This is a genomic window from Klebsiella quasivariicola, from assembly GCF_002269255.1.
Lineage (GTDB): Bacteria > Pseudomonadota > Gammaproteobacteria > Enterobacterales > Enterobacteriaceae > Klebsiella > Klebsiella quasivariicola.
This window is the reverse complement of sequence record NZ_CP022823.1, coordinates 429,045-450,740: the sequence shown is the minus strand read 5'-3', so window position 1 is coordinate 450,740 and position 21,696 is coordinate 429,045. Positions and strand designations below refer to the sequence as shown.

38 protein-coding genes are annotated in these 21,696 nt (G+C 52.3%); 6 read left to right on the top strand and 32 right to left on the bottom strand.

The genetic code is table 11. The features are described from left to right. The first annotated feature begins 385 nt into the window (after positions 1-385). A complete protein-coding gene (locus B8P98_RS02265) occupies positions 386-940 on the top strand; it encodes a gamma carbonic anhydrase family protein (RefSeq protein WP_025713637.1) in 555 nt (184 codons plus the stop codon). Here B8P98_RS02265 and B8P98_RS02260 read toward each other — a convergent pair. Genes B8P98_RS02260 through dprA form a run of 6 tightly spaced genes read right to left on the bottom strand, consistent with a single transcriptional unit; the run spans position 916 to position 4,707 of the window. Next, positions 916-1,173, bottom strand: coding sequence for a DUF1488 family protein (locus B8P98_RS02260; RefSeq protein ID WP_002919125.1), 258 nt, complete (start codon positions 1,171-1,173; stop codon positions 916-918). The two genes, B8P98_RS02265 and B8P98_RS02260, sit on opposite strands and share 25 nt — an antisense overlap. Continuing rightward, the gene (aroE, locus tag B8P98_RS02255; protein WP_025713638.1) at positions 1,170-1,988 is read right to left on the bottom strand and encodes a shikimate dehydrogenase; all 819 of its coding nucleotides are present in this window, start codon (positions 1,986-1,988) and stop codon (positions 1,170-1,172) included. Before aroE ends, B8P98_RS02260 begins: the two co-directional genes overlap by 4 nt. A gap of 3 nt (positions 1,989-1,991) precedes the next feature. Beyond that, positions 1,992-2,564 carry an L-threonylcarbamoyladenylate synthase type 1 TsaC gene (gene tsaC / locus B8P98_RS02250; protein ID WP_025713639.1) on the bottom strand — a complete coding sequence of 191 codons (573 nt, stop codon included), beginning with the start codon at positions 2,562-2,564 and terminating at the stop codon, positions 1,992-1,994. Positions 2,565-2,568: 4 nt separating this feature from the next. Next, positions 2,569-3,111 carry a DNA topoisomerase family protein gene (locus tag B8P98_RS02245; RefSeq protein ID WP_080924994.1) on the bottom strand — a complete coding sequence of 181 codons (543 nt, stop codon included), beginning with the start codon at positions 3,109-3,111 and terminating at the stop codon, positions 2,569-2,571. Between the two features lie 26 nt (positions 3,112-3,137). Then, on the bottom strand, positions 3,138-3,611 hold the full coding sequence (smg, locus tag B8P98_RS02240) for a DUF494 family protein Smg (RefSeq protein WP_008807060.1): 474 nt from the start codon (positions 3,609-3,611) through the stop codon (positions 3,138-3,140). Next, positions 3,583-4,707, bottom strand: coding sequence for a DNA-protecting protein DprA (gene dprA / locus B8P98_RS02235; RefSeq protein WP_080898046.1), 1,125 nt, complete (start codon positions 4,705-4,707; stop codon positions 3,583-3,585). Before dprA ends, smg begins: the two co-directional genes overlap by 29 nt. Before the next feature lie 128 nt (positions 4,708-4,835). Between dprA and def the strand changes: the two genes are divergently transcribed. From def to mscL, 5 genes are all read left to right on the top strand, one after another. Continuing rightward, positions 4,836-5,345: a peptide deformylase gene (gene def / locus B8P98_RS02230; protein ID WP_008807058.1), complete on the top strand. Its 510-nt coding sequence runs from the start codon at positions 4,836-4,838 to the stop codon at positions 5,343-5,345. A 14-nt stretch (positions 5,346-5,359) separates the two neighbouring features. Further along, on the top strand, positions 5,360-6,307 hold the full coding sequence (gene fmt / locus B8P98_RS02225; protein WP_025713642.1) for a methionyl-tRNA formyltransferase: 948 nt from the start codon (positions 5,360-5,362) through the stop codon (positions 6,305-6,307). 52 nt (positions 6,308-6,359) lie between these two features. Continuing rightward, the gene (gene rsmB, locus B8P98_RS02220) at positions 6,360-7,655 is read left to right on the top strand and encodes a 16S rRNA (cytosine(967)-C(5))-methyltransferase RsmB (protein ID WP_025713643.1); all 1,296 of its coding nucleotides are present in this window, start codon (positions 6,360-6,362) and stop codon (positions 7,653-7,655) included. Positions 7,656-7,668: 13 nt separating this feature from the next. After that, positions 7,669-9,045 (top strand): Trk system potassium transporter TrkA, encoded by a 1,377-nt coding sequence (gene trkA / locus B8P98_RS02215; protein ID WP_002919153.1) that lies wholly within the window; start codon positions 7,669-7,671, stop codon positions 9,043-9,045. A 140-nt stretch (positions 9,046-9,185) separates the two neighbouring features. Then, positions 9,186-9,599 (top strand): large-conductance mechanosensitive channel protein MscL, encoded by a 414-nt coding sequence (gene mscL, locus B8P98_RS02210; protein WP_004145325.1) that lies wholly within the window; start codon positions 9,186-9,188, stop codon positions 9,597-9,599. On the opposite strand, the gene B8P98_RS02205 is transcribed toward mscL, so the two are convergent. The 26 genes from B8P98_RS02205 to rpsS all read right to left on the bottom strand — a co-directional run bounded on the left by B8P98_RS02205 (position 9,535) and on the right by rpsS (position 21,688). Beyond that, a complete protein-coding gene (locus B8P98_RS02205) occupies positions 9,535-9,813 on the bottom strand; it encodes an alternative ribosome-rescue factor A (protein ID WP_071993293.1) in 279 nt (92 codons plus the stop codon). The two genes, mscL and B8P98_RS02205, sit on opposite strands and share 65 nt — an antisense overlap. 57 nt (positions 9,814-9,870) lie before the next feature. Next, the gene (gene zntR, locus B8P98_RS02200) at positions 9,871-10,296 is read right to left on the bottom strand and encodes a Zn(2+)-responsive transcriptional regulator (protein ID WP_025713644.1); all 426 of its coding nucleotides are present in this window, start codon (positions 10,294-10,296) and stop codon (positions 9,871-9,873) included. A 2-nt stretch (positions 10,297-10,298) separates the two neighbouring features. Beyond that, on the bottom strand, positions 10,299-10,667 hold the full coding sequence (locus B8P98_RS02195) for a DnaJ family domain-containing protein (RefSeq protein ID WP_025713645.1): 369 nt from the start codon (positions 10,665-10,667) through the stop codon (positions 10,299-10,301). A 107-nt stretch (positions 10,668-10,774) separates the two neighbouring features. Further along, a complete protein-coding gene (gene rplQ, locus B8P98_RS02190; RefSeq protein WP_002919206.1) occupies positions 10,775-11,161 on the bottom strand; it encodes a 50S ribosomal protein L17 in 387 nt (128 codons plus the stop codon). Between the two features lie 40 nt (positions 11,162-11,201). Continuing rightward, a complete protein-coding gene (locus tag B8P98_RS02185) occupies positions 11,202-12,191 on the bottom strand; it encodes a DNA-directed RNA polymerase subunit alpha (RefSeq protein WP_002919219.1) in 990 nt (329 codons plus the stop codon). 25 nt (positions 12,192-12,216) lie between these two features. Then, a complete protein-coding gene (gene rpsD / locus B8P98_RS02180) occupies positions 12,217-12,837 on the bottom strand; it encodes a 30S ribosomal protein S4 (RefSeq protein WP_002919224.1) in 621 nt (206 codons plus the stop codon). Positions 12,838-12,870: 33 nt separating this feature from the next. Continuing rightward, entirely contained in the window at positions 12,871-13,260 is a 390-nt protein-coding gene (rpsK, locus tag B8P98_RS02175; protein ID WP_004388621.1) for a 30S ribosomal protein S11, read from the bottom strand. A gap of 16 nt (positions 13,261-13,276) precedes the next feature. Next, positions 13,277-13,633 (bottom strand): 30S ribosomal protein S13, encoded by a 357-nt coding sequence (rpsM, locus tag B8P98_RS02170; protein ID WP_002919259.1) that lies wholly within the window; start codon positions 13,631-13,633, stop codon positions 13,277-13,279. A 146-nt stretch (positions 13,634-13,779) separates the two neighbouring features. Beyond that, positions 13,780-13,896 carry a 50S ribosomal protein L36 gene (rpmJ, locus tag B8P98_RS02165; RefSeq protein WP_000868187.1) on the bottom strand — a complete coding sequence of 39 codons (117 nt, stop codon included), beginning with the start codon at positions 13,894-13,896 and terminating at the stop codon, positions 13,780-13,782. Positions 13,897-13,929: 33 nt separating this feature from the next. Next, on the bottom strand, positions 13,930-15,261 hold the full coding sequence (secY, locus tag B8P98_RS02160) for a preprotein translocase subunit SecY (RefSeq protein WP_002919515.1): 1,332 nt from the start codon (positions 15,259-15,261) through the stop codon (positions 13,930-13,932). A 7-nt stretch (positions 15,262-15,268) separates the two neighbouring features. Next, a complete protein-coding gene (rplO, locus tag B8P98_RS02155; protein WP_002919516.1) occupies positions 15,269-15,703 on the bottom strand; it encodes a 50S ribosomal protein L15 in 435 nt (144 codons plus the stop codon). Positions 15,704-15,706: 3 nt separating this feature from the next. Next, the gene (gene rpmD, locus B8P98_RS02150; protein ID WP_001140434.1) at positions 15,707-15,886 is read right to left on the bottom strand and encodes a 50S ribosomal protein L30; all 180 of its coding nucleotides are present in this window, start codon (positions 15,884-15,886) and stop codon (positions 15,707-15,709) included. Between the two features lie 3 nt (positions 15,887-15,889). After that, positions 15,890-16,393 (bottom strand): 30S ribosomal protein S5, encoded by a 504-nt coding sequence (gene rpsE / locus B8P98_RS02145; RefSeq protein WP_002919545.1) that lies wholly within the window; start codon positions 16,391-16,393, stop codon positions 15,890-15,892. A gap of 14 nt (positions 16,394-16,407) precedes the next feature. After that, on the bottom strand, positions 16,408-16,761 hold the full coding sequence (gene rplR, locus B8P98_RS02140; RefSeq protein WP_000358960.1) for a 50S ribosomal protein L18: 354 nt from the start codon (positions 16,759-16,761) through the stop codon (positions 16,408-16,410). A gap of 9 nt (positions 16,762-16,770) precedes the next feature. After that, complete coding sequence (gene rplF, locus B8P98_RS02135; protein ID WP_002919662.1) at positions 16,771-17,304, bottom strand: 50S ribosomal protein L6; 534 nt, start codon at positions 17,302-17,304, stop codon at positions 16,771-16,773. A gap of 12 nt (positions 17,305-17,316) precedes the next feature. Then, a complete protein-coding gene (rpsH, locus tag B8P98_RS02130; protein ID WP_002919665.1) occupies positions 17,317-17,709 on the bottom strand; it encodes a 30S ribosomal protein S8 in 393 nt (130 codons plus the stop codon). Between the two features lie 33 nt (positions 17,710-17,742). Beyond that, complete coding sequence (rpsN, locus tag B8P98_RS02125) at positions 17,743-18,048, bottom strand: 30S ribosomal protein S14 (protein WP_002919667.1); 306 nt, start codon at positions 18,046-18,048, stop codon at positions 17,743-17,745. Positions 18,049-18,062: 14 nt separating this feature from the next. After that, positions 18,063-18,602, bottom strand: a complete 540-nt coding sequence (gene rplE / locus B8P98_RS02120) for a 50S ribosomal protein L5 (protein ID WP_001096200.1) — start codon at positions 18,600-18,602, stop codon at positions 18,063-18,065. Positions 18,603-18,616: 14 nt separating this feature from the next. Beyond that, positions 18,617-18,931: a 50S ribosomal protein L24 gene (gene rplX / locus B8P98_RS02115; protein ID WP_000729185.1), complete on the bottom strand. Its 315-nt coding sequence runs from the start codon at positions 18,929-18,931 to the stop codon at positions 18,617-18,619. Between the two features lie 10 nt (positions 18,932-18,941). Further along, the gene (rplN, locus tag B8P98_RS02110) at positions 18,942-19,313 is read right to left on the bottom strand and encodes a 50S ribosomal protein L14 (RefSeq protein WP_002919748.1); all 372 of its coding nucleotides are present in this window, start codon (positions 19,311-19,313) and stop codon (positions 18,942-18,944) included. Between the two features lie 165 nt (positions 19,314-19,478). After that, complete coding sequence (rpsQ, locus tag B8P98_RS02105) at positions 19,479-19,733, bottom strand: 30S ribosomal protein S17 (RefSeq protein WP_002919751.1); 255 nt, start codon at positions 19,731-19,733, stop codon at positions 19,479-19,481. After that, positions 19,733-19,924, bottom strand: coding sequence for a 50S ribosomal protein L29 (gene rpmC / locus B8P98_RS02100; protein WP_002919754.1), 192 nt, complete (start codon positions 19,922-19,924; stop codon positions 19,733-19,735). Before rpmC ends, rpsQ begins: the two co-directional genes overlap by 1 nt. Next, complete coding sequence (gene rplP, locus B8P98_RS02095; protein ID WP_002919759.1) at positions 19,924-20,334, bottom strand: 50S ribosomal protein L16; 411 nt, start codon at positions 20,332-20,334, stop codon at positions 19,924-19,926. Before rplP ends, rpmC begins: the two co-directional genes overlap by 1 nt. 12 nt (positions 20,335-20,346) lie before the next feature. Then, the gene (gene rpsC, locus B8P98_RS02090) at positions 20,347-21,045 is read right to left on the bottom strand and encodes a 30S ribosomal protein S3 (RefSeq protein ID WP_002919766.1); all 699 of its coding nucleotides are present in this window, start codon (positions 21,043-21,045) and stop codon (positions 20,347-20,349) included. A 17-nt stretch (positions 21,046-21,062) separates the two neighbouring features. Continuing rightward, positions 21,063-21,395: a 50S ribosomal protein L22 gene (rplV, locus tag B8P98_RS02085; protein WP_002919773.1), complete on the bottom strand. Its 333-nt coding sequence runs from the start codon at positions 21,393-21,395 to the stop codon at positions 21,063-21,065. Between the two features lie 14 nt (positions 21,396-21,409). Continuing rightward, on the bottom strand, positions 21,410-21,688 hold the full coding sequence (gene rpsS, locus B8P98_RS02080; protein ID WP_001138115.1) for a 30S ribosomal protein S19: 279 nt from the start codon (positions 21,686-21,688) through the stop codon (positions 21,410-21,412). Positions 21,689-21,696: the final 8 nt, after the last annotated feature.

Below are 21,696 nucleotides of genomic sequence, written 5' to 3'. Positions count from 1 at the left end.
AAGAATCCATGTCACTTTGAGTGCCCACACAGATTGTCTGATAAATTGTTAAAGAGCAGTTGCGACGCGCTTTAGCGCTCTGTCGCGAGGTGGCGTATATTACGCTTTCCTCTTTCAGAGTCAACCCTGAATTTCAGGATTTTTCTCTTCAACCGAACCGGCTGTTTGTGTGAAGTGATTCACATCTGCCGTGTCAGTGGGTGCGCATTATAGGGATCCCAGTTTTTTGCACAAGCCTTTTTTCGATCTTTTTTTCTGAGTGGTGATTTTTCACCCTTTTCGTCGCGTAATTGCACGATTTGCTCAATTTTCACCGTTTTCAGGGGTTGCACACGGCGATAAAAGCCACCAAAGTCTTCTTACATTCCCGTATTTTGAGGTCTATATGTCTGCTCAGCTGCGCCCCTATAAAGCATTTTTCCCACAAATCGGTCTTCGCGTCATGATTGATGCATCCAGCGTCATCATCGGCGATGTCAGAATTGCCGATGATGTCAGCGTCTGGCCTCTGGTGGCCATTCGCGGCGACGTCAACTATGTATCGATAGGTCAACGCAGCAATATTCAGGACGGAAGCGTTCTACATGTGACCCATAAGTCCTCTTATAAGCCGGAGGGAAATCCGTTGATCATCGGTGAGGATGTGACTGTTGGTCATAAAGTGATGCTGCACGGCTGCACTATCGGTAACCGCGTACTGGTTGGCATGGGTTCGATCTTATTAGATGGTGTCGTCGTTGGCGATGATGTCATGATTGGTGCGGGAAGCCTGGTACCGCAGAACAAACAGCTGGAAAGCGGCTACCTTTACTTTGGCAATCCGGTCAAACAGATCCGCCCCCTGACAGAGGCGGAACGGGAAGGACTCAAGTATTCAGCAAATAACTATGTGAAATGGAAAAATGAGTACCTGGATCAGGATAACCAGATCCAGCCCTGAGCATCTTCCTGACCATCGCGGATCAATGCTTCCGCCTCTTCCTCTAGATCCCAACGATGTTCCTGGAAGGCGGCCAGCCACTGCGCTGGCCCCTCTGCGCCGAAACGCTGCTGAAGGATCTGCCCTGAAATTGCGCAGGTTAATTGCATCCCATTAACCAGCGCGGGAAAAACCACGCCCTGCCGTTCGGCATCCCATGATTCCCGATCGGGAAACTGAATCGCCTGATTCATGCATTCAGTTCCTGCTGCAGCGTTTCGATGACCGGAGCAATAGCCGGCAGGACGCCGTGCCATAGCAGAACGGCATGAGCGGCTTGTGCCACCAGCATTCCCAGCCCGTCAGCGCAGTGGACTGCGCCATGCTGCTGGCACCACTGAAGAAACGGCGTCGTCCCTTTCTGGTAAAACATGTCATAGCAATACACGTCGGGGTTAACAACAGACGCCGGGACAGCCGGCACATCACCGTCTATTCCACTGGACGTCGCATTGACGATCAGATCGAATGTTTCCCCGGATAAGGTATCCATCTCCCTTGCACTGACGCTCCCGGTATGGGCGAAGAGAGTGGCTAATTCATGGGCACGAGAATAGGTTCGATTGACGATCGTGACGGCACATCCCAGCGACAGAAGCGGCAAAAGAACCCCGCGTGATGCGCCACCAGCACCGACAAGCAGGATCCGCTGGCGTGGCTTAATGAACCCCAGACGTTCCAGATCGCTCAGGAGACCAATACCGTCGGTGTTGTCCCCCAGTAAACGGCCATTTTCCAGGCGTTTCAGGGTGTTTACTGCTCCCGCCAGCGCAGCGCGTTCTGTCAGCTCATCCGCGCGCGCAAAAGCTTCCTCTTTAAAAGGAACGGTGACGTTGGCCCCCTTTCCTCCTTCTGCAAAGAACTGATTCAGAGAAGAGACAAAATCGTCCAGCGGCGCCAGCACACGTCCATAAGGATGAGTAATCCCTAACTGGCGGGCAAAAAGCTGATGAATAGAAGGCGACTTGCTGTGCGCGATCGGATTACCAAAAACGGCATAGGTTTCCATGGTTCACCCCTGGCGGAACAGTTCACCCGTCAGGGCATCACGGATTTCAGATGGATTTTGTCGTCCACCCGTCGCGCCATCAACGACGGGGAAGCTGTCACCAAACTGAGCATGCACCTCTGCAGTGGTACGGCACGGTGGTTGCCCGGTAAGATTAGCGCTCGTTGAAACCAGCGGTTTCCCGTAGGCTTCGCACAATTCAATCACCAAAGGATGGTTGGTCACGCGTACAGCCAGTGAATCAAAACGACCGGTCAGCCAGCGCGGCGTTTCAGGACGGGCAGGGAATACAAACGTCACCGGTCCTGGCCAGCAGGAAAAGATAGCGTCCCGCTGCGCAGCACTTAACCGTGAATCATCAATATAGGGCTTCAATTGCTCAAAGCTGGCGGCGATAAGGATCAATCCCTTCTCAACAGGGCGCTGCTTGAGATCCAGCAGGCGCATGACGGCCGTTTCGCTGTCTGGGTCGCAGCCGACGCCAAACACAGCTTCAGTAGGATAGGCGATGACATGTTCATTTTTCAGGACCGCCACGGCATGGGCGACGGCTTCTGAGGGCAGGTTATTGTTCACTGATTTATTCCGCCGGGATCGGCTTTCCACATTGTTTACTGGCACAGAAGCGTCTAAACCCCTGCGCCGTCTTCTTTTCTATTAACAGCGGGTAATGGCATTCAGGGCATTCGCCCGCCACCGGTTTAAAATTGATAACGAACTGGCAATCAGGATAGCGATCACAGGAGTGAAAGGTTTTACCGAAACGGGAACGACGCTGCACCAGATGGCCTTGTCCGCACTGCGGGCAAGCAATAGCCGTCTCATCTGGTTTATCAATTAGCTCGGTATGTTCGCATTCCGGATAGCGGCTACAGCCAATGAACATCCCAAAACGCCCCTGGCGTAGCACCATAACTGCGCCGCACGATGGGCATACTTGCCCCTCCAGCACCTTAACGACATGCCCGTCCGCCTGACTTTTCAGGGGACGGATATAGTCACAGTCCGGATAATGCGAACAGCCGAGAAACGGGCCATGTTTCCCGGAACGGATCACCAGTTCAGCCCCACACTGCGGGCAGGGCTCATTTTTACGCACCGAAAACAGTGCTGATTTGGTCATAACAACTCGATGTTGCTGCAAAAAGATTAATGCAGCATACCTTCATTTACTTCGAAGAGTAATTCTTCCATTTGCTGATAGGCGTTTTCACAGCCCGGAATATTGAACAGTACCATCAGGATGACCCATTTCAGGTCTTCCAGCTCAAATTCTGCCGTATCCAGCGCCAGTACGCGCTCTATCACCATTTCTCGCGTTTCGAGGTTCAACACCTGAATCTGCTCGAGGAAGAGTAAAAATCCCCGGCAACTGGCATCCAGACGCTGGCACTCTTCTTCGGTATACACCCGAAGCGAGAGCGGGTCGGAAGCGAGCTGCATGGGTTCAACGAGACCTTCCTGATAATCAGCCAGTTTCTCGAGCCACATTAACGCGTTATAGATATCTTCCCGCTCAAAGCCTGCATCGGTAAGATCCCGCGTCAGTTTGTCCTGATCCACGCGCATTTCTGCTTCGTTATGGATGTAAGTTTCAAACAAATACATGAGTACGTCGAACATGGCTTGCCCTCCTTAATCGGACATAGCCGCCGGGTACAGCTGCGATCCAGCCTGCTAACTCCAGTTCAAGTAGCTGAGCTACGGTTACTGGCACAGATTGGCCGGCACGTTCAGCGACAACGTCAACAGGTGTTACCTCATCTCCTACGTTAGCCAGGAGCTCCGGAAATGGCAATGCTACAGACGGCTGATCGGCGCAATTATTTATCGAATCAGACGTATCAGTAAGCCAGGCTAGCTCGGTTTGCCAGTACTCCACGATATCCTCTGGCGAAGTCACCGGTACCGCGCCTTGCTTGATTAACCAGTGCGGACCTTCAGATCCCGGATTACCAATCGGGCCTGGCAGGGCGAACACATCCCTTCCCTGTTCCAGGGCGCAACGGACGGTGACCAGCGATCCGCTTCGCAATGCCGCCTCAACCACCAACACGCCCAGGCTCAGGCCGCTGATAATCCTGTTGCGCCTGGGGAAATGCGCGGGAAGCGGCGGCGTTATAAGTGGAAATTCAGACACCAGCGCACCGCCATTATTGATGATCTGCTGGGCGAGGCTTGCATGGCGCCGCGGATAAACCTGGCCCAGTCCGTTGCCCAGCACCGCGATGGTTTTACCCTCAGCCGCGAGCGCGCCGCGATGCGCGATGCCATCAATGCCTAACGCCAGCCCACTGGTGATAGTTATCCCTTTACGCGCCAGCGCTTCGCTGAACAACTTCCCCCAGCGAGCGCCATACCAGGAATGCAAGCGACTACCAATAACGGCAAGCTGCGCGCTGTGAAGCAGGGCGGGATCGCCGCTGACCAACAGCGCACCGGGGTAATCAGCGATGGCCCTTAGCCGCGACGGAAAGCGCGGATCGTCGGCCCTTAACAGATGATGTTCCGGGAGCTCCAGCCAGCGCCGCGTCTCGTCAAGCTCACGCCCGTCAAGCCGAAAAAATAACTTTGCCTGTGCCGCCGTCATCCCGACGGCATGCAGCGTTTCACGATCTACCGTACCGGCTGTGCATAGCCGCTGCGCAATATCCAGCATCCTGTCGCCATACAAATTACTGACCTTCATCAGCCGCAGCCAAATCTCGTCGGGCGTCATCCTTACCCCCTGCCATAAGCGGTATTGACAATCTTTGCGATTGGACAGTGAGACTGTCAATTGCGGGGGGATTTGTCTAGAATAGAGCTAATAATCTTATCAACTCCTGAATACGACTCTGGAACTTTATGGCAGTTTTGCAAGTGTTACATATTCCGGACGAGCGCCTTCGCAAAGTCGCCGAGCCGGTCAAAGAAGTGAATGCGGAAATTCAGCGTATCGTCGATGATATGTTCGACACCATGTACGCTGAAGAGGGCATTGGTCTGGCCGCAACCCAGGTCGATATCCATCAGCGTATCATCGTTATCGATGTATCGGAAAACCGGGAAGAGCGTCTGGTATTAATCAACCCGGAGCTGCTGGAAAAAGACGGCGAAACCGGCATCGAAGAGGGCTGCCTGTCTATTCCGGAACAACGCGCCCTGGTGCCGCGTGCTGAAAAAGTGAAAATCCGTGCGCTCGACCGCGACGGTAAGCCGTTTGAACTGGAGGCCGATGGCCTGCTGGCTATCTGTATCCAGCATGAAATGGATCACCTGGTCGGCAAACTGTTTATTGACTATCTGTCACCGCTTAAGCAGCAGCGCATTCGTCAGAAGGTTGAGAAACTGGATCGTTTACGCTCCCGGGCTTGATAACAAGGAATACCGTGTCACAATCACTACGTATCATTTTCGCCGGCACTCCCGATTTCGCAGCGCGTCATCTTGACGCGCTGTTGTCGTCTGAACATCATGTCGTTGGCGTATTCACTCAGCCAGACCGCCCTGCTGGACGCGGCAAAAAATTAATGCCGAGTCCGGTAAAAGTGCTGGCCGAAGCCCATGACGTTCCCGTATTCCAGCCATCGTCTCTTCGTCCGCAGGAAAACCAACAGCTCATCGCCGATCTGGGCGCTGATATCATGGTGGTGGTGGCGTATGGTCTGATTCTGCCAAAAGCGGTGCTTGAGATGCCGCGTCTGGGCTGTATCAACGTTCATGGTTCCCTGCTGCCGCGCTGGCGTGGCGCCGCGCCGATCCAACGTTCACTGTGGGCGGGCGATAGCGAAACCGGCGTGACCATTATGCAGATGGACGTCGGCCTTGATACGGGTGACATGCTGTATAAGCTTTCCTGCCCTATTACCGCTGAGGATACCAGCGGCAGCCTGTACGATAAGCTGGCCGATCTTGGCCCACAGGGACTGCTGACAACCTTAGCGCAACTGGCCAACGGGACGGCACAGCCTGAAGTCCAGGACGAGTCACTCGTCAGTTATGCCGAGAAGCTGAGTAAAGAAGAGGCCCGCATCGACTGGTCGCTTTCCGCTGCACAGCTCGAACGTTGCATCCGGGCGTTTAATCCGTGGCCAATGAGTTGGCTGGAGATTGACGGGCAGCCAGTCAAAGTCTGGCGGGCAACGGTTATTGCCGAAGCCACGCACGCCGAGCCGGGAACAATAGTGGCAGCAACCAAACAGGGTATTCAGGTCGCTACGGGTGATGGGATCCTCAGTCTGGAATCATTACAGCCAGCGGGTAAAAAAGCGATGAGCTCGCAGGACTTACTCAATTCCCGCCGGGAGTGGTTCATCCCTGGTACCCGTCTCGCCTGACGGTTATCTCTTTAAAAGCCCGGGTTAGCCGGGCATTTTTATTTTTGCGCTTATGAAAAACAAAATAAATTTACGCAGCCTGGCCGCCCAGGCTATCGAGCAAGTCGTTGAGAAAGGTCAATCTTTAAGCAACGTTCTCCCTCCTCTGCAGCAGAAAGTTAGCGATAAAGACAAAGCGCTGCTGCAGGAGCTGTGCTTTGGCGTACTGCGTACGCTCAGCCAGCTCGAGTGGCTTATCAATAAGCTGATGGCGCGTCCGATGACCGGCAAACAGCGCACCGTGCATTTTCTGATCATGGTTGGGCTCTATCAGTTACTCTATACTCGTATTCCCCCCCATGCCGCGCTGGCGGAAACGGTAGAAGGCGCAGTGGCCATTAAACGCCCACAGCTTAAAGGACTGATCAACGGCGTACTACGCCAGTTCCAGCGCCAGCAGGAAGCGTTATTGGCCGAATTCGCTGAGCATGAAAACCGTTATCTTCATCCCAAATGGTTACTTAAGCGTCTGCAGCAGGCCTGGCCGCAACAGTGGCAGGAGATCGTCGATGCGAATAACCAGCGCCCACCGATGTGGCTGCGCGTTAACCGCAACCATCATTCGCGGGATGAATGGCTTGCTCTGCTTAAAGAAGCCGGCTTAGAGGGCTTTACTCACCCTGACTATCCCGACGCCGTGCGGCTGGCCACCCCTGCCCCAGTCCATGCTTTGCCGGGTTTTGCCGAAGGATGGGTAACCGTTCAGGATGCCTCTGCCCAGGGCTGCATGCGCTATCTGCAGCCGGAAAACGGCGAGCGCATTCTCGATCTCTGCGCTGCGCCGGGCGGCAAGACGACGCATATTCTGGAAGTCGCTCCCCAGGCTGAGGTCATGGCGGTGGACATTGATGAACAACGTCTGTCCCGCGTCTATGACAACCTGAAACGACTGGGCATGAAAGCCGAAGTCAAACAAGGCGATGGTCGCTTCCCTGCGCAGTGGTGTGGCGACGAGCAGTTCGATCGTATTCTGCTGGATGCTCCCTGCTCTGCCACTGGCGTTATTCGCCGCCATCCAGATATCAAATGGCTGCGCCGGGATCGGGATATCGCCGAGTTAGCCCAGCTGCAGGCCGAGATCCTGAATGCCACCTGGACACACCTGAAGCCTGGCGGCACGCTGGTGTATGCCACCTGTTCAATACTGCCGGAAGAGAATAGCCAGCAAATTGCCGCCTTCCTCGCGCGAACCCCGGATGCAGAACTTCACGCCACCGGCACGCCTGCGAGCCCGGGGCAGCAAAATCTGCCGGGCGCGGAAGAAGGTGATGGCTTCTTTTACGCTAAGCTAATCAAACGTCGGAACTAATGGGTCACTGCAGATGAAGATTATTATTCTGGGCGCCGGCCAGGTCGGCGGCACGCTGGCGGAGAACCTCGTCGGCGAGAACAATGATATTACGCTGGTTGATACCAATGGCGACCGTCTGCGCAGCCTGCAGGATAAGTTCGACCTGCGTGTCGTCCAGGGACACGGCTCTCACCCTCGCGTACTGCGCGAGGCGGGAGCCGATGATGCCGATATGCTGGTAGCGGTCACCAGTTCGGACGAAACCAACATGGTGGCCTGTCAGGTCGCCTACTCATTATTCAATACCCCAAACCGTATCGCTCGCATTCGTGCGCCAGACTACGTGCGTGATGCGGAAAAGCTCTTCAATTCTGAAGCCGTGCCGATCGACCACTTAATCGCTCCGGAACAGCTGGTCATCGACAATATCCATCGTCTGATCGAATATCCCGGCGCGCTGCAGGTTGTGAACTTCGCCGAAGGAAAAGTCAGTCTTGCTGTAGTGAAGGCTTATTACGGCGGTCCGCTGGTGGGGAATGCGTTGTCCACTATGCGGGAACACATGCCGCATATCGATACGCGCGTGGCCGCTATTTTCCGCCACGATCGCCCCATCCGCCCGCAGGGTTCGACGATTGTCGAGGCCGGCGATGAAGTCTTCTTTATTGCCGCCTCGCAGCATATTCGCGCGGTCATGAGCGAACTACAGCGACTGGAAAAGCCGTATAAGCGTATTATGCTGGTCGGCGGGGGCAATATTGGCGCGGGTCTGGCCCATAAGCTGGAAAAAGACTACAGCGTTAAGCTTATCGAACGTAACCAGCAGCGAGCCGCAGAGCTGGCGGAAAAACTGCAGCATACTATCGTTTTCTACGGTGATGCGTCAGACCAGGAGCTGCTGGCTGAAGAGCATATTGACCAGGTGGACCTGTTTATTGCCGTCACTAACGACGACGAAGCAAATATTATGTCAGCGATGCTGGCCAAGCGAATGGGCGCGAAAAAAGTGATGGTGCTGATCCAGCGTAGAGCCTACGTGGATCTGGTCCAGGGCAGCGTCATCGATATCGCGATATCACCTCAGCAAGCCACAATTTCCGCACTCCTCAGTCATGTCCGTAAAGCCGATATTGTCGGCGTCTCCTCCCTACGCCGCGGCGTTGCAGAAGCGATTGAGGCAGTCGCGCACGGCGATGAGAGTACTTCCCGGGTAGTCGGGCGTTCGATCGATGAGATCAAGCTGCCGCCAGGCACGATCATCGGTGCCGTTGTGCGGGGCAACGACGTAATGATCGCCAATAATAATCTGCGGATCGAGCAGGGCGATCATGTGATCATGTTTTTAACCGATAAGAAGTTTATTTCCGATGTCGAAAGGCTGTTCCAGCCAAGTCCTTTCTTCCTGTAATTCCCAGGGCGCCGAACAGGCGCCTTTTTATTATCCCTTATTATTCAAAGGTTAATAATTTGCGGTAACTATCTACTGTTAATGGCAAATGAAAATACATTTGTTAAACTTACAAGGTCAGCTGGCACAAGGAGAATAAAATGAGTTTTTTAAAAGAGTTTCGCGAATTCGCGATGCGCGGGAATGTTGTCGATTTGGCAGTGGGTGTGATCATCGGTGCAGCATTCGGTAAAATTGTTTCATCGCTGGTCGCAGATATTATTATGCCACCGCTCGGTCTGTTGATTGGCGGGATCGATTTTAAACAGTTTGCCGTCACGCTACGTGATGCCCAGGGCGATGTCCCGGCTGTGGTGATGCACTATGGAGTATTCATTCAGAACGTTTTCGATTTCATCATCGTCGCGTTTGCCATCTTCATGGCGATTAAACTGATGAATAAGTTAAATCGTAAGAAAGAAGAGGCTCCGGCGGCACCGCCAGCCCCCTCTAAAGAAGAAGTCCTGCTGAGCGAAATTCGCGATCTGCTGAAAGAACAAAACAACCGTTCTTAATCAGTACAGAAAGCAGAAGGCCAGTGGTAAAAAAGCGATTCGCTTGCTTGCCACTGGCCTCCCGGTCAATCCTTCCTGCATGTTTATCTTTACGTTGATAGCTTCCTTTCCCTTTCTTGTTTTTCTCTACGCGCTGCCTGAATAACGGATCGTGGAGAAGTGCCTCAATGGCGTTATCTTTAATTTGCCCTTTAGTATGCTGATAGCGACTCATATTAACTCCAGTGCATGTGTGAATTCCGCGCGAGTGTAGATCCGCGCGATGAAAAAATCAACGTCCCGTACCGCCATTGCTGGCGCCTTGTTCAAGGGCCTCGAGGATCGAACAATAAACACTACTGTGCGCCGTCCCACAGCAGGCATCATTAAGCCGCTGCAGAGAGCGACGCATCGTCTGTAACTCGTTGATCCGCGCCTCAACTTCGCTTAATCGCGCCTGAACTATCCCTTTCGATTCCTGGCAGGTATGGTGCTCAGGATCGATACGGATCGACAATAATTCACGGATCGCTTCCAGAGTGAAGCCCAACTGACGGGCATAGCGAATAAAGCGTAGCCGCTGAAGATCGTTATCCGAGTAAAGACGAAAGCCCCCCTCGGTGCGCACGTCATGATCCATCATCTGCTGCTTTTCATAGTAGCGGATGGTATCTGGCGTGACGTCAGCCAGCTTAGCCAGCTCACCAATACGATACATATTTACTCCTGATTCATTCTTTGTAGCAAAGCGTCGGCATACTCACCGCGTAAAAAGTCGGTGCTCAGGCCAGCCTGACGAAGCTTCAGTTCAAGCAAGGCAAGCCGTTTGCTCAGTTCAGCATGACGCGGATCGTCCTGGCGGACTCCCTTCAGTAAATCAGCCAGTGCAACCGCTTCCCGACGCTGCTCCAGCTCCGGGGGAAGGCATCCAGCATTCTTCAGAAGGCGATAACCTGCCCGCAGCTCCGCCGGCACATGCGAATCGTCATCGAGAGTCAGCGGTTCGCCGCTGCCGGGTAAGTTATCGAACTCACCTTTAGTTTGGGCATCGAGGATATGGCGTTCCGCCCACTGATCCAGTAACCACATTCTACGGCTCCGGGGATGAACAAAAAGAGTACAGATAGTGTAGTGAAGTGGAGATGAGGTAGATATAAAAAAACCCGCCGGGGCGGGTTTTTTTACGTTACTACAGATTACTCTGCAGCAGCTTCTGCTTTCGGCTCAGCACGATCAACCAGCTCGATGTATGCCATCGGCGCGTTGTCGCCTGCACGGAAGCCACACTTCAGAATGCGAGTGTAACCACCGGCGCGGCTCGCGAAACGCGGGCCCAGCTCGTTAAACAGTTTTGCCACGATCTCGTTATCACGAGTGCGGGCGAATGCCAGACGACGATTAGCAACGCTATCAGTCTTGGCAAGAGTAATCAGCGGCTCAACTACGCGACGCAGTTCTTTCGCTTTCGGCAGGGTCGTCTTGATGATTTCATGACGAACCAGCGAACCTGCCATGTTACGGAACATAGCCTGGCGATGGCTGCTGTTGCGGTTCAGTTGACGACCACTCTTACGATGGCGCATGACCTTATCCTTCTCAGTAAAACCTTAACCTGTGATCCGGTTACTCGTCAGCAATGCTTGCTGGTGGCCAGTTTTCCAGGCGCATGCCCAGAGACAGTCCACGGGAAGCCAGCACGTCTTTAATCTCAGTAAGAGATTTTTTACCCAGGTTCGGCGTTTTCAGCAACTCAACCTCGGTACGCTGTACCAGATCACCGATATAGTGGATAGCTTCTGCCTTGAGGCAGTTAGCAGAGCGGACAGTCAATTCCAGATCGTCAACAGGGCGCAGCAGGATCGGATCGAACTCTGGTTTCTCTTCTTTCACTTCTGGCTGACGTACATCACGTAAGTCAACAAAAGCTTCCAGTTGTTCAGCCAGAATGGTTGCCGCACGACGAATCGCCTCTTCAGGATCGATTGTGCCGTTGGTTTCCATTTCGATGACCAGCTTGTCCAGGTCGGTACGCTGTTCTACACGCGCAGCTTCAACATTGTAGGCAATACGCTCTACAGGGCTGTAGCAGGCGTCGACCAGCAGACGGCCGATTGGGCGCTCATCTTCTTCCGAATGAATTCGGGCAGAAGCCGGCACATAACCGCGACCGCGCTGAACTTTGATACGCATGCTAATAGCAGCGTTCTCATCAGTCAGGTGGCAAATCACGTGCTGCGGCTTGACGATTTCGACATCACCGTCGTGGGTAATGTCGGCTGCAGTCACAGGGCCAATGCCAGATTTATTCAAAGTAAGGATGACTTCATCTTTACCCTGAACTCTCACCGCCAGCCCTTTCAGGTTGAGCAGGATTTCAAGGATGTCTTCCTGAACGCCTTCTTTGGTGCTGTACTCGTGCAGTACACCATCAATCTCAACCTCGGTCACCGCGCAACCCGGCATCGATGAGAGCAGAATACGGCGCAGTGCGTTACCCAGAGTATGGCCGAAGCCACGCTCTAAAGGCTCAAGGGTCACCTTGGCGTGCGTCGAACTCACTTGCTCGATATCGACCAGGCGCGGTTTTAGAAACTCTGTCACAGAACCCTGCATTGTGTCCTCTCTTTGGTACTAAGCTTTACTTGGAGTAAAGCTCGACGATCAGGTGTTCGTTAATGTCCGCAGACAGATCAGAACGCTCCGGCTGACGCTTGAACGTACCTTCCATCTTGCCAGCATCAACTTCCAGCCAGGTTGGCTTTTCACGCTGCTCAGCCAGCTCCAGAGCGGCTTTCACGCGAGATTGCTTTTTCGCTTTCTCACGAATGCTGACAACGTCATTCGCTTTAACCTGATAAGAAGCGATGTTAACAACACGACCGTTTACCATAATCGCTTTGTGGCTAACCAGCTGGCGTGCTTCAGCACGAGTGGCGCCGAAGCCCATACGGTATACAACGTTGTCCAGACGACCTTCCAGCAGAGCCAACAGGTTTTCACCGGTGTTGCCTTTCAGACGTGCTGCTTCTTTATAGTAGTTACGGAACTGACGCTCCAGCACACCGTACATACGGCGAACTTTTTGCTTTTCACGCAACTGCACACCATAGTCAGACAGACGCGGTTTACGCGCACCGTGCTGGCCAGGAGCTTGTTCAATTTTACACTTGGTATCGATCGCGCGAACGCCAGACTTAAGGAATAAGTCGGTGCCCTCACGACGGCTCAGCTTGAGCTTAGGACCCAAATATCTTGCCATTTTCTTTCTCCAACTAACCTGGAAAACGTAGCGTTATACGCGACGTTTTTTCGGCGGACGACAACCGTTATGAGGGATCGGAGTCACATCAGTAATATTAGTGATGCGGAAACCAGCGGCGTTCAGTGCACGAATAGTAGATTCGCGACCCGGACCCGGACCTTTGACCATAACTTCCAGATTCTTGATGCCGTATTCTTTTACGGCTTCTGCGCAACGCTCTGCTGCAACCTGAGCTGCAAACGGAGTGGATTTGCGAGAACCACGGAAACCGGAACCACCGGCTGTTGCCCAACCCAGTGCGTTACCCTGACGATCAGTGATAGTAACGATGGTGTTGTTAAAAGAAGCATGGATATGAGCCACGCCATCAGAGACTTGTTTTCTTACACGCTTACGTGCACGAACTGGTGCCTTTGCCATTATTCAATCACCCCGATTATTTCTTGATCGGTTTACGCGGACCCTTACGGGTACGTGCGTTGGTCTTGGTACGCTGACCGCGAACCGGAAGACCACGACGATGGCGTAAACCACGGTAGCAACCAAGGTCCATCAGACGCTTGATGCTCAGGGTGATTTCACGGCGCAGATCACCTTCAACGACAAATTTACCTACTGCTTCACGCAGAATATCAATTTGTTCTTCAGACAGCTCACTGATCTTAACATTTTCAGCGATGCCCGTTTCAGCGCAGATAGCTTTAGAACGGGTTTTGCCGATACCGAAAATAGCGGTTAAAGCGATTACGGTATGTTTGTGATCAGGAATGTTAATGCCTGCTATACGGGCCACTATGCACTCCTACTATTTAATATGTACGTACCATGCTGAAAAGCCCGTTTTCAGGATACTCAAATGGAAACGTACAGACATACAAAAGATTGGCTGGCTAATCTAGCCAGCTCAATCCAACTTTGCAAGAAAAATATGCGAATAAATCAGCCTTGGCGCTGTTTATGCTTCGGCTCGGCACTGCAAATCACACGGATGACGCCATCACGCTTAACGATTTTGCAGTTACGGCATAATTTCTTGACGGAAGCACGAACTTTCATTTTTACTCTCCGTAACTTCTCGGGCGACCAGTTTTAACGGCCGTAGCCTTTCAGGTTCGCCTTCTTCAATGCAGACTCATACTGACTGGACATCATCAGAGTTTGCACTTGAGCCATAAAGTCCATAATCACGACAACAACGATAAGCAGCGAGGTCCCACCGAAGTAGAACGGCACTTTCATCGCGTCACGCATGAACTCCGGGATCAGGCAGATAAAAGTAATATACAACGCACCAACCAGAGTCAGGCGAGTCATCACTTTATCGATATACTTCGCCGTTTGCTCTCCCGGACGAATTCCTGGTACAAATGCACCGGACTTCTTCAGGTTATCTGCTGTTTCACGCGGGTTGAAAACCAACGCCGTGTAGAAGAAACAGAAGAAGATGATTGCAGACGCATAGAGTAACACATAAAGCGGTTGCCCAGGCTGCAAATACAGCGAAATTGTTGTCAGCCAGTTCCAACCAGTACCACCCCCGAACCATGACGTAATGGTTGCCGGGAACAGTATAATACTGGAAGCGAAGATTGCCGGGATTACCCCCGCCATATTCACTTTCAGCGGTAAATGTGTGCTCTGTGCAGCATAGACACGACGACCCTGTTGACGTTTAGCGTAGTTTACCACAATGCGGCGTTGACCACGTTCAACGAATACAACAAAGAAGGTCACTGCAAATACTAATACTGCAACCAACAGCAACAGGAGGAAGTGCAGGTCGCCTTGACGCGCTTGCTCGATAGTATGGGCGATGGCTGGCGGGAGTCCCGCAACGATACCGGCGAAGATAATGATCGAGATACCGTTACCGATACCGCGTTCAGTGATCTGTTCGCCGAGCCACATCAGGAACATAGTCCCTGTGACCAGACTGACAACAGCGGTGAAATAGAATGCAAAGCCTGGATTAATTACCAGGCCTTGCATACCAGGCATATTCGGCAGACCGGTAGCAATACCGATCGACTGGAATATCGCCAGCACCAGAGTACCGTAACGGGTGTACTGGCTGATCTTACGACGACCAGACTCCCCTTCTTTCTTCAGTTCCGCCAGCGGTTGGTAAACCACCGTCAGCAGCTGCACGATGATCGATGCCGAAATGTACGGCATAATCCCCAGTGCAAAGATAGAAGCACGGCTGAGAGCACCACCAGAGAACATGTTGAACATTTCAATGATGGTGCCTCGCTGTTGCTCAAGCAGTTTGGCAAGTACAGCGGCATCAATACCAGGGATCGGAATAAAAGAGCCAATACGGAACACTATCAGCGCACCGACCACAAACAGAAGTCTGCGTTTCAGTTCGCCAAGGCCACCTTTGGCACTTTGAAAATCTAATCCCGGTTGTTTAGCCATCTGCTACTTATTCCTCAATTTTACCGCCAGCAGCTTCGATAGCAGCACGAGCACCTTTAGTCACACGCAGGCCACGAACAGTTACCGGACGAGTTACCTCACCAGACAGGATCACTTTCGCGAACTCGATCTGGACACCGATAATGTTAGCCGCTTTCAGCGCGTTCAGGTCTACTACATCGCCTTCTACGTGAGCCAGATCGGAGAGACGGATCTCTGCAGTGATCATCGCTTTACGAGAAGTGAAGCCGAATTTCGGCAGACGACGGTACAGAGGCATCTGACCACCCTCGAAACCGCGACGTACGCCACCGCCAGAACGAGATTTCTGACCTTTGTGACCACGACCACCGGTTTTACCGAGGCCAGAACCGATACCACGACCCAGGCGTTTACCCGCCTTTTTGGAGCCTTCGGCCGGAGACAGAGTATTTAAACGCATCTCTTACTCCTCAACTTTAACCATGAAGGAAACCGCGTTGACCATACCACGAACAGCAGGAGTATCCTCGCGCTCTACGGTGTGACCAATACGACGCAGACCCAGGCCAAGCAGCGTTGCCTTGTGTTTCGGCAGACGACCGATTGCACTGCGGGTTTGAGTAATTTTAATAGTCTTTGCCATGGTTTATTTCCCCAGAATTTCTTCAACGGATTTACCACGCTTGGCAGCGACCATATCCGGGGACTTCATGTTTTCCAGACCGTCGATAGTTGCACGAACCACGTTAATCGGGTTAGTGGAACCATACGCTTTAGCCAGAACGTTACGAACCCCAGCGACTTCCAGAACGGCGCGCATTGCACCACCGGCGATGATACCGGTACCTTCGGAAGCCGGCTGCATGAATACACGAGAACCCGTGTGAGTACCCTTAACCGGGTGCTGCAGGGTGCCGTGGTTCAGCGCGACGTTAATCATATTGCGACGGGCTTTTTCCATCGCTTTCTGGATCGCTGCTGGAACTTCACGCGCTTTACCGTAACCAAAACCAACGCGACCGTTACCATCGCCTACTACAGTCAGAGCTGTGAAGGAGAAAATACGACCACCTTTAACGGTTTTAGATACGCGGTTTACCGCGATCAGCTTTTCCTGCAGTTCGCCAGCTTGTTTTTCGATGTGAGCCATCTTACACCTCTACCTTAGAACTGAAGGCCAGCTTCACGGGCAGCATCTGCCAGTGCCTGGACACGACCATGATATTGGAACCCGGAACGGTCAAAGGAAACATCTTTGATGCCTTTTTCCAGAGCGCGTTCAGCGACAGCTTTACCCACAGCTGCTGCAGCGTCTTTGTTACCGGTGTACTTCAGTTGTTCAGCGATAGCTTTTTCTACAGTAGAAGCAGCTACCAGAACTTCAGAACCATTCGGTGCAATTACCTGTGCGTAAATGTGACGCGGGGTACGATGTACCACCAGGCGAGTTGCGCCCAGCTCCTGGAGCTTGCGGCGTGCGCGGGTCGCACGACGGATACGAGCAGATTTCTTATCCATAGTGTTACCTTACTTCTTCTTAGCCTCTTTGGTACGCACGACTTCGTCGGCGTAACGAACACCCTTGCCTTTGTAAGGCTCAGGACGACGGTAGGCGCGCAGATCTGCTGCAACCTGGCCGATCACCTGCTTATCAGCGCCTTTCAGCACGATTTCAGTCTGAGTCGGACATTCTGCAGTGATACCCGCAGGCAGCTGATGATCAACCGGGTGAGAGAAACCTAAAGCCAGGTTTACTACATTCCCTTTGACCGCTGCACGATAACCTACACCAACCAGCTGCAGCTTCTTAGTGAAGCCTTCGGTAACACCGATAACCATCGAGTTCAGCAGGGCACGCGCGGTACCAGCCTGAGCCCAACCGTCTGCGTAACCATCACGCGGACCGAAGGTCAGAGCATTATCTGCATGTTTAACTTCAACAGCATCGTTGAGAGTACGAGTCAGCTCGCCGTTTTTACCTTTGATCGTAATAACCTGACCGTTGATTTTTACATCAACGCCGGCAGGAACAACGACCGGTGCTTTAGCAACACGAGACATTTTTTCCTCCGATTAGGCTACGTAGCAGATAATTTCGCCACCAAGACCAGCCTGGCGCGCTGCACGATCAGTCATAACACCTTTAGAGGTAGAAACAACTGCGATACCCAGACCGGCCATAACTTTCGGCAGCTCATCTTTTTTCTTATAGATGCGCAGACCTGGGCGGCTGACACGCTGAATGCTTTCTACAACAGCTTTGCCCTGGAAATACTTGAGAGTAAGTTCCAGTTCAGGCTTGGTGTCGCCTTCAACTTTAAAATCTTCGATAAAACCTTCTTCCTTCAGCACGTTGGCGATTGCCACTTTCAGCTTGGAGGAAGGCATGGTGACCGCAGCTTTGTTCGCGGCCTGACCGTTACGGATACGGGTCAGCATATCCGCGATCGGATCTTGCATGCTCATCTGTCTTTACTCCCGTGATTCAATTGGTGACAATTACCAGCTAGCCTTTTTCAGACCCGGGATTTCACCGCGCATAGCGGCTTCACGGACCTTAATACGGCTCAACCCGAACTTCCGCAGGAAACCATGCGGACGACCTGTTTGACGGCAGCGGTTACGCTGACGAGACGGGCTGGAATCACGCGGCAGAGTCTGCAGCTTGAGAACGGCATTCCAACGATCTTCGTCGGTTGCGTTCACATCAGAGATGATAGCTTTCAGTTCAGCGCGTTTAGCGAAGAATTTATCAGCTAAAGCCACGCGCTTTACTTCGCGTGCTTTCATTGATTGCTTAGCCATTAAGTAACCCTACCTTACTTGCGGAACGGGAAGTCAAAGGCAGCCAGCAGAGCACGGCCTTCTTCGTCAGATTTCGCAGTAGTGGTAATGGTAATATCCAAACCACGAACGCGGTCGACTTTATCGTAGTCGATTTCTGGGAAGATGATCTGCTCACGGACACCCATGCTGTAGTTGCCACGACCGTCGAAAGACTTAGCGGACAGGCCGCGGAAGTCACGAATACGCGGTACAGCAATAGTGATCAGGCGCTCAAAGAACTCCCACATGCGTTCGCCACGCAGAGTTACTTTACAGCCGATCGGATAGCCCTGACGGATTTTGAAGCCTGCAACTGATTTGCGTGCTTTGGTGATCAGCGGTTTTTGACCGGAGATTGCTGCCAGGTCAGCTGCTGCGTTATCCAGCAGTTTCTTGTCAGCGATCGCTTCACCAACACCCATGTTCAGGGTGATCTTCTCGACCCGAGGGACTTGCATGACAGAATTGTAGTTAAACTCAGTCATGAGTTTCTTAACTACTTCGTCTTTGTAGTAATCATGCAGTTTCGCCATCGTACTACTCCAAATTACTTGATAGTTTCGCTGTTAGACTTGAAGAAACGGACTTTTTTGCCGTCTTCGAATCTAAAGCCTACACGGTCAGCCTTGCCGGTTGCCGCATTGAAGATTGCAACGTTAGAAACCTGAATTGCAGCTTCTTTTTCAACGATGCCGCCTGGTTGGTTCAGAGCCGGAACCGGCTTCTGGTGTTTCTTAACCAGGTTGATACCTTCAACAATGACCTTGCCGGAAGACAGGACATTCTTAACTTTACCGCGCTTACCTTTATCTTTACCGGTTAACACGATAACTTCGTCATCACGACGGATTTTCGCTGCCATGATTCGCTCCTTAGAGTACTTCTGGTGCCAGAGAGATAATTTTCATGAACTTCTCGGTACGAAGTTCACGAGTTACCGGCCCAAAAATACGCGTACCGATAGGCTGCTCGCTGTTATTGTTCAGAATAACGCATGCATTACCATCGAAGCGAATGACAGAACCGTCCGGGCGACGAACACCCTTCTTGGTGCGCACCACTACCGCCTTCAGCACATCACCTTTTTTGACCTTACCACGCGGAATTGCTTCTTTGATGGTGATCTTGATGATGTCGCCTACGCCTGCGTAGCGACGGTGCGAGCCACCCAGAACCTTGATACACATTACGCGACGTGCACCGGAGTTGTCGGCGACGTTCAGCATAGTCTGTTCTTGGATCATTTTAGTGCTCCGCTAATGTCAACTACTACTGAGACCCGAAAATTAGGGTCGTTAAAAAGCCCCATATCGAGGGCGCGGCATTATAACACCACAAACCAGATATGGGTAGAAAAAATAAACGGCTCATCGCTGAGCCGTTTATCCGTATCGAGAATGCGTACTCTATTACAGAACCGCTTTCTCTACAACGCGAACCAGCGTCCAGGACTTAGTCTTGGACAGCGGACGGCATTCGCGGATTTCAACCTTGTCGCCGATACCGCATTCGTTGTTCTCGTCATGTACGTGCAGTTTGGTCGTACGTTTGATGAATTTACCGTAAACCGGGTGTTTCACCATACGTTCGATAGCAACAACAATGGATTTCTCCATTTTGTCGCTAACTACGCGACCTTGCAGAGTACGGATTTTATCGGTCATTACGCACCCGCCTTCTGAGTCAGTAAAGTCTTAACGCGTGCAACATCACGACGCACTTGCTTCAGCAGATGAGTCTGTTGCAGCTGGCCACTTGCAGCCTGCATGCGCAGGTTGAACTGCTCACGCAGCAGGTTCAGCAGCTCAGCGTTCAGCTCTTCAACGCTTTTTTCACGCAGCTCTTTTGCTTTCATTACATCACCGTCTTAGTTACAAAGGTGGTTTTGATCGGCAGTTTCGCTGCTGCCAGGCCGAATGCTTCACGGGCCAGCTCTTCCGGTACACCGTCCATTTCATACAGGACTTTACCCGGCTGAATCAAGGCAACCCAGTACTCCACGTTACCTTTACCTTTACCCATACGAACTTCCAGCGGCTTCTCGGTGATCGGTTTGTCCGGGAATACACGGATCCAGATCTTACCTTGACGCTTAACTGCACGGGTCATAGCACGACGTGCTGCTTCGATCTGACGGGCAGTCAGACGACCACGGCCAACAGCTTTCAGACCGAAAGTGCCGAAGCTAACATCCGTACCCTGCGCCAGACCACGGTTGCGGCCTTTGTGCACTTTACGGAATTTTGTACGCTTTGGTTGTAACATCAGCGACGCTCCTTATTTACGGCCTTTACGCTGCTGCTTTTTAGGTTGAGCAGCCGGTTCCGGTTGTTCAACAGCAGCCATACCACCCAGGATCTCACCTTTGAAGATCCATACCTTAACGCCGATTACACCGTAAGTGGTGTGCGCTTCAGAGGTGTTGTAGTCGATGTCAGCACGCAGAGTGTGCAGCGGTACGCGACCTTCACGGTACCATTCGGTACGTGCGATTTCCGCGCCGCCCAGACGGCCGCTAACTTCAACTTTGATACCTTTAGCGCCCAGACGCATTGCGTTCTGTACAGCACGCTTCATCGCACGACGGAACATAACGCGACGTTCCAGCTGAGAAGTGATGCTGTCAGCAACCAGTTTTGCGTCCAGTTCAGGTTTACGAACTTCGGCGATATTGATCTGTGCAGGTACGCCAGCGATATCCGCTACGACCTTGCGCAGTTTTTCTACGTCTTCGCCTTTCTTACCGATAACGATACCCGGGCGAGCGGTGTGAATGGTCACACGGATGCTCTTAGCCGGACGCTCGATAACGATGCGAGATACAGACGCTTTAGCCAGTTCTTTAGTCAGGAACTGACGTACTTTAAAATCGCTGTCCAGGTTGTCAGCGAATTCTTTGGTGTTCGCGAACCAGGTAGAGTTCCATGGTTTGACAATACCCAGGCGAATACCATTAGGATGTACTTTCTGACCCATTGCTAGTCTCCAGAGTCTCAGCGATCGGACACAACCACAGTGATGTGGCTGGTGCGCTTCAGGATGCGATCTGCACGACCTTTAGCACGCGGCATAATGCGCTTCATGCTCGGGCCTTCGTCTACGAAAATTTTCGCAACTTTCAGATCATCAATGTCAGCGCCATCGTTGTGTTCAGCGTTAGCAATGGCAGATTCCAGTACCTTCTTGACCAGTACAGCAGCTTTTTTGTTGGTGTAGGTCAGAATATCCAGGGCCTGCGACACTTTCTTACCGCGAATCAGGTCAGCTACGAGGCGAACCTTCTGAGCAGAAGAACGAGCATGGCGATGTTGAGCTAAAGTTTCCATCTCTTCCTCCTACCTTATTTCTTCTTCGCTTTTTTATCAGCAGCGTGGCCGCGATAAGTACGAGTCGGTGCGAATTCACCCAGTTTGTGGCCGACCATTTCGTCGGAAACAAATACTGGAACGTGCTGACGACCATTATGGACAGCGATGGTCAAACCGATCATGTTAGGAAAGATCGTTGAACGACGGGACCAAGTGCGCAGGGGCTTCTTGTCTCCGCTTTCCACCGCTTTCTCTACCTTCTTCAGCAAGTGCAGGTCAATAAAAGGACCTTTCTTGAGAGAACGTGGCATGGCTTATC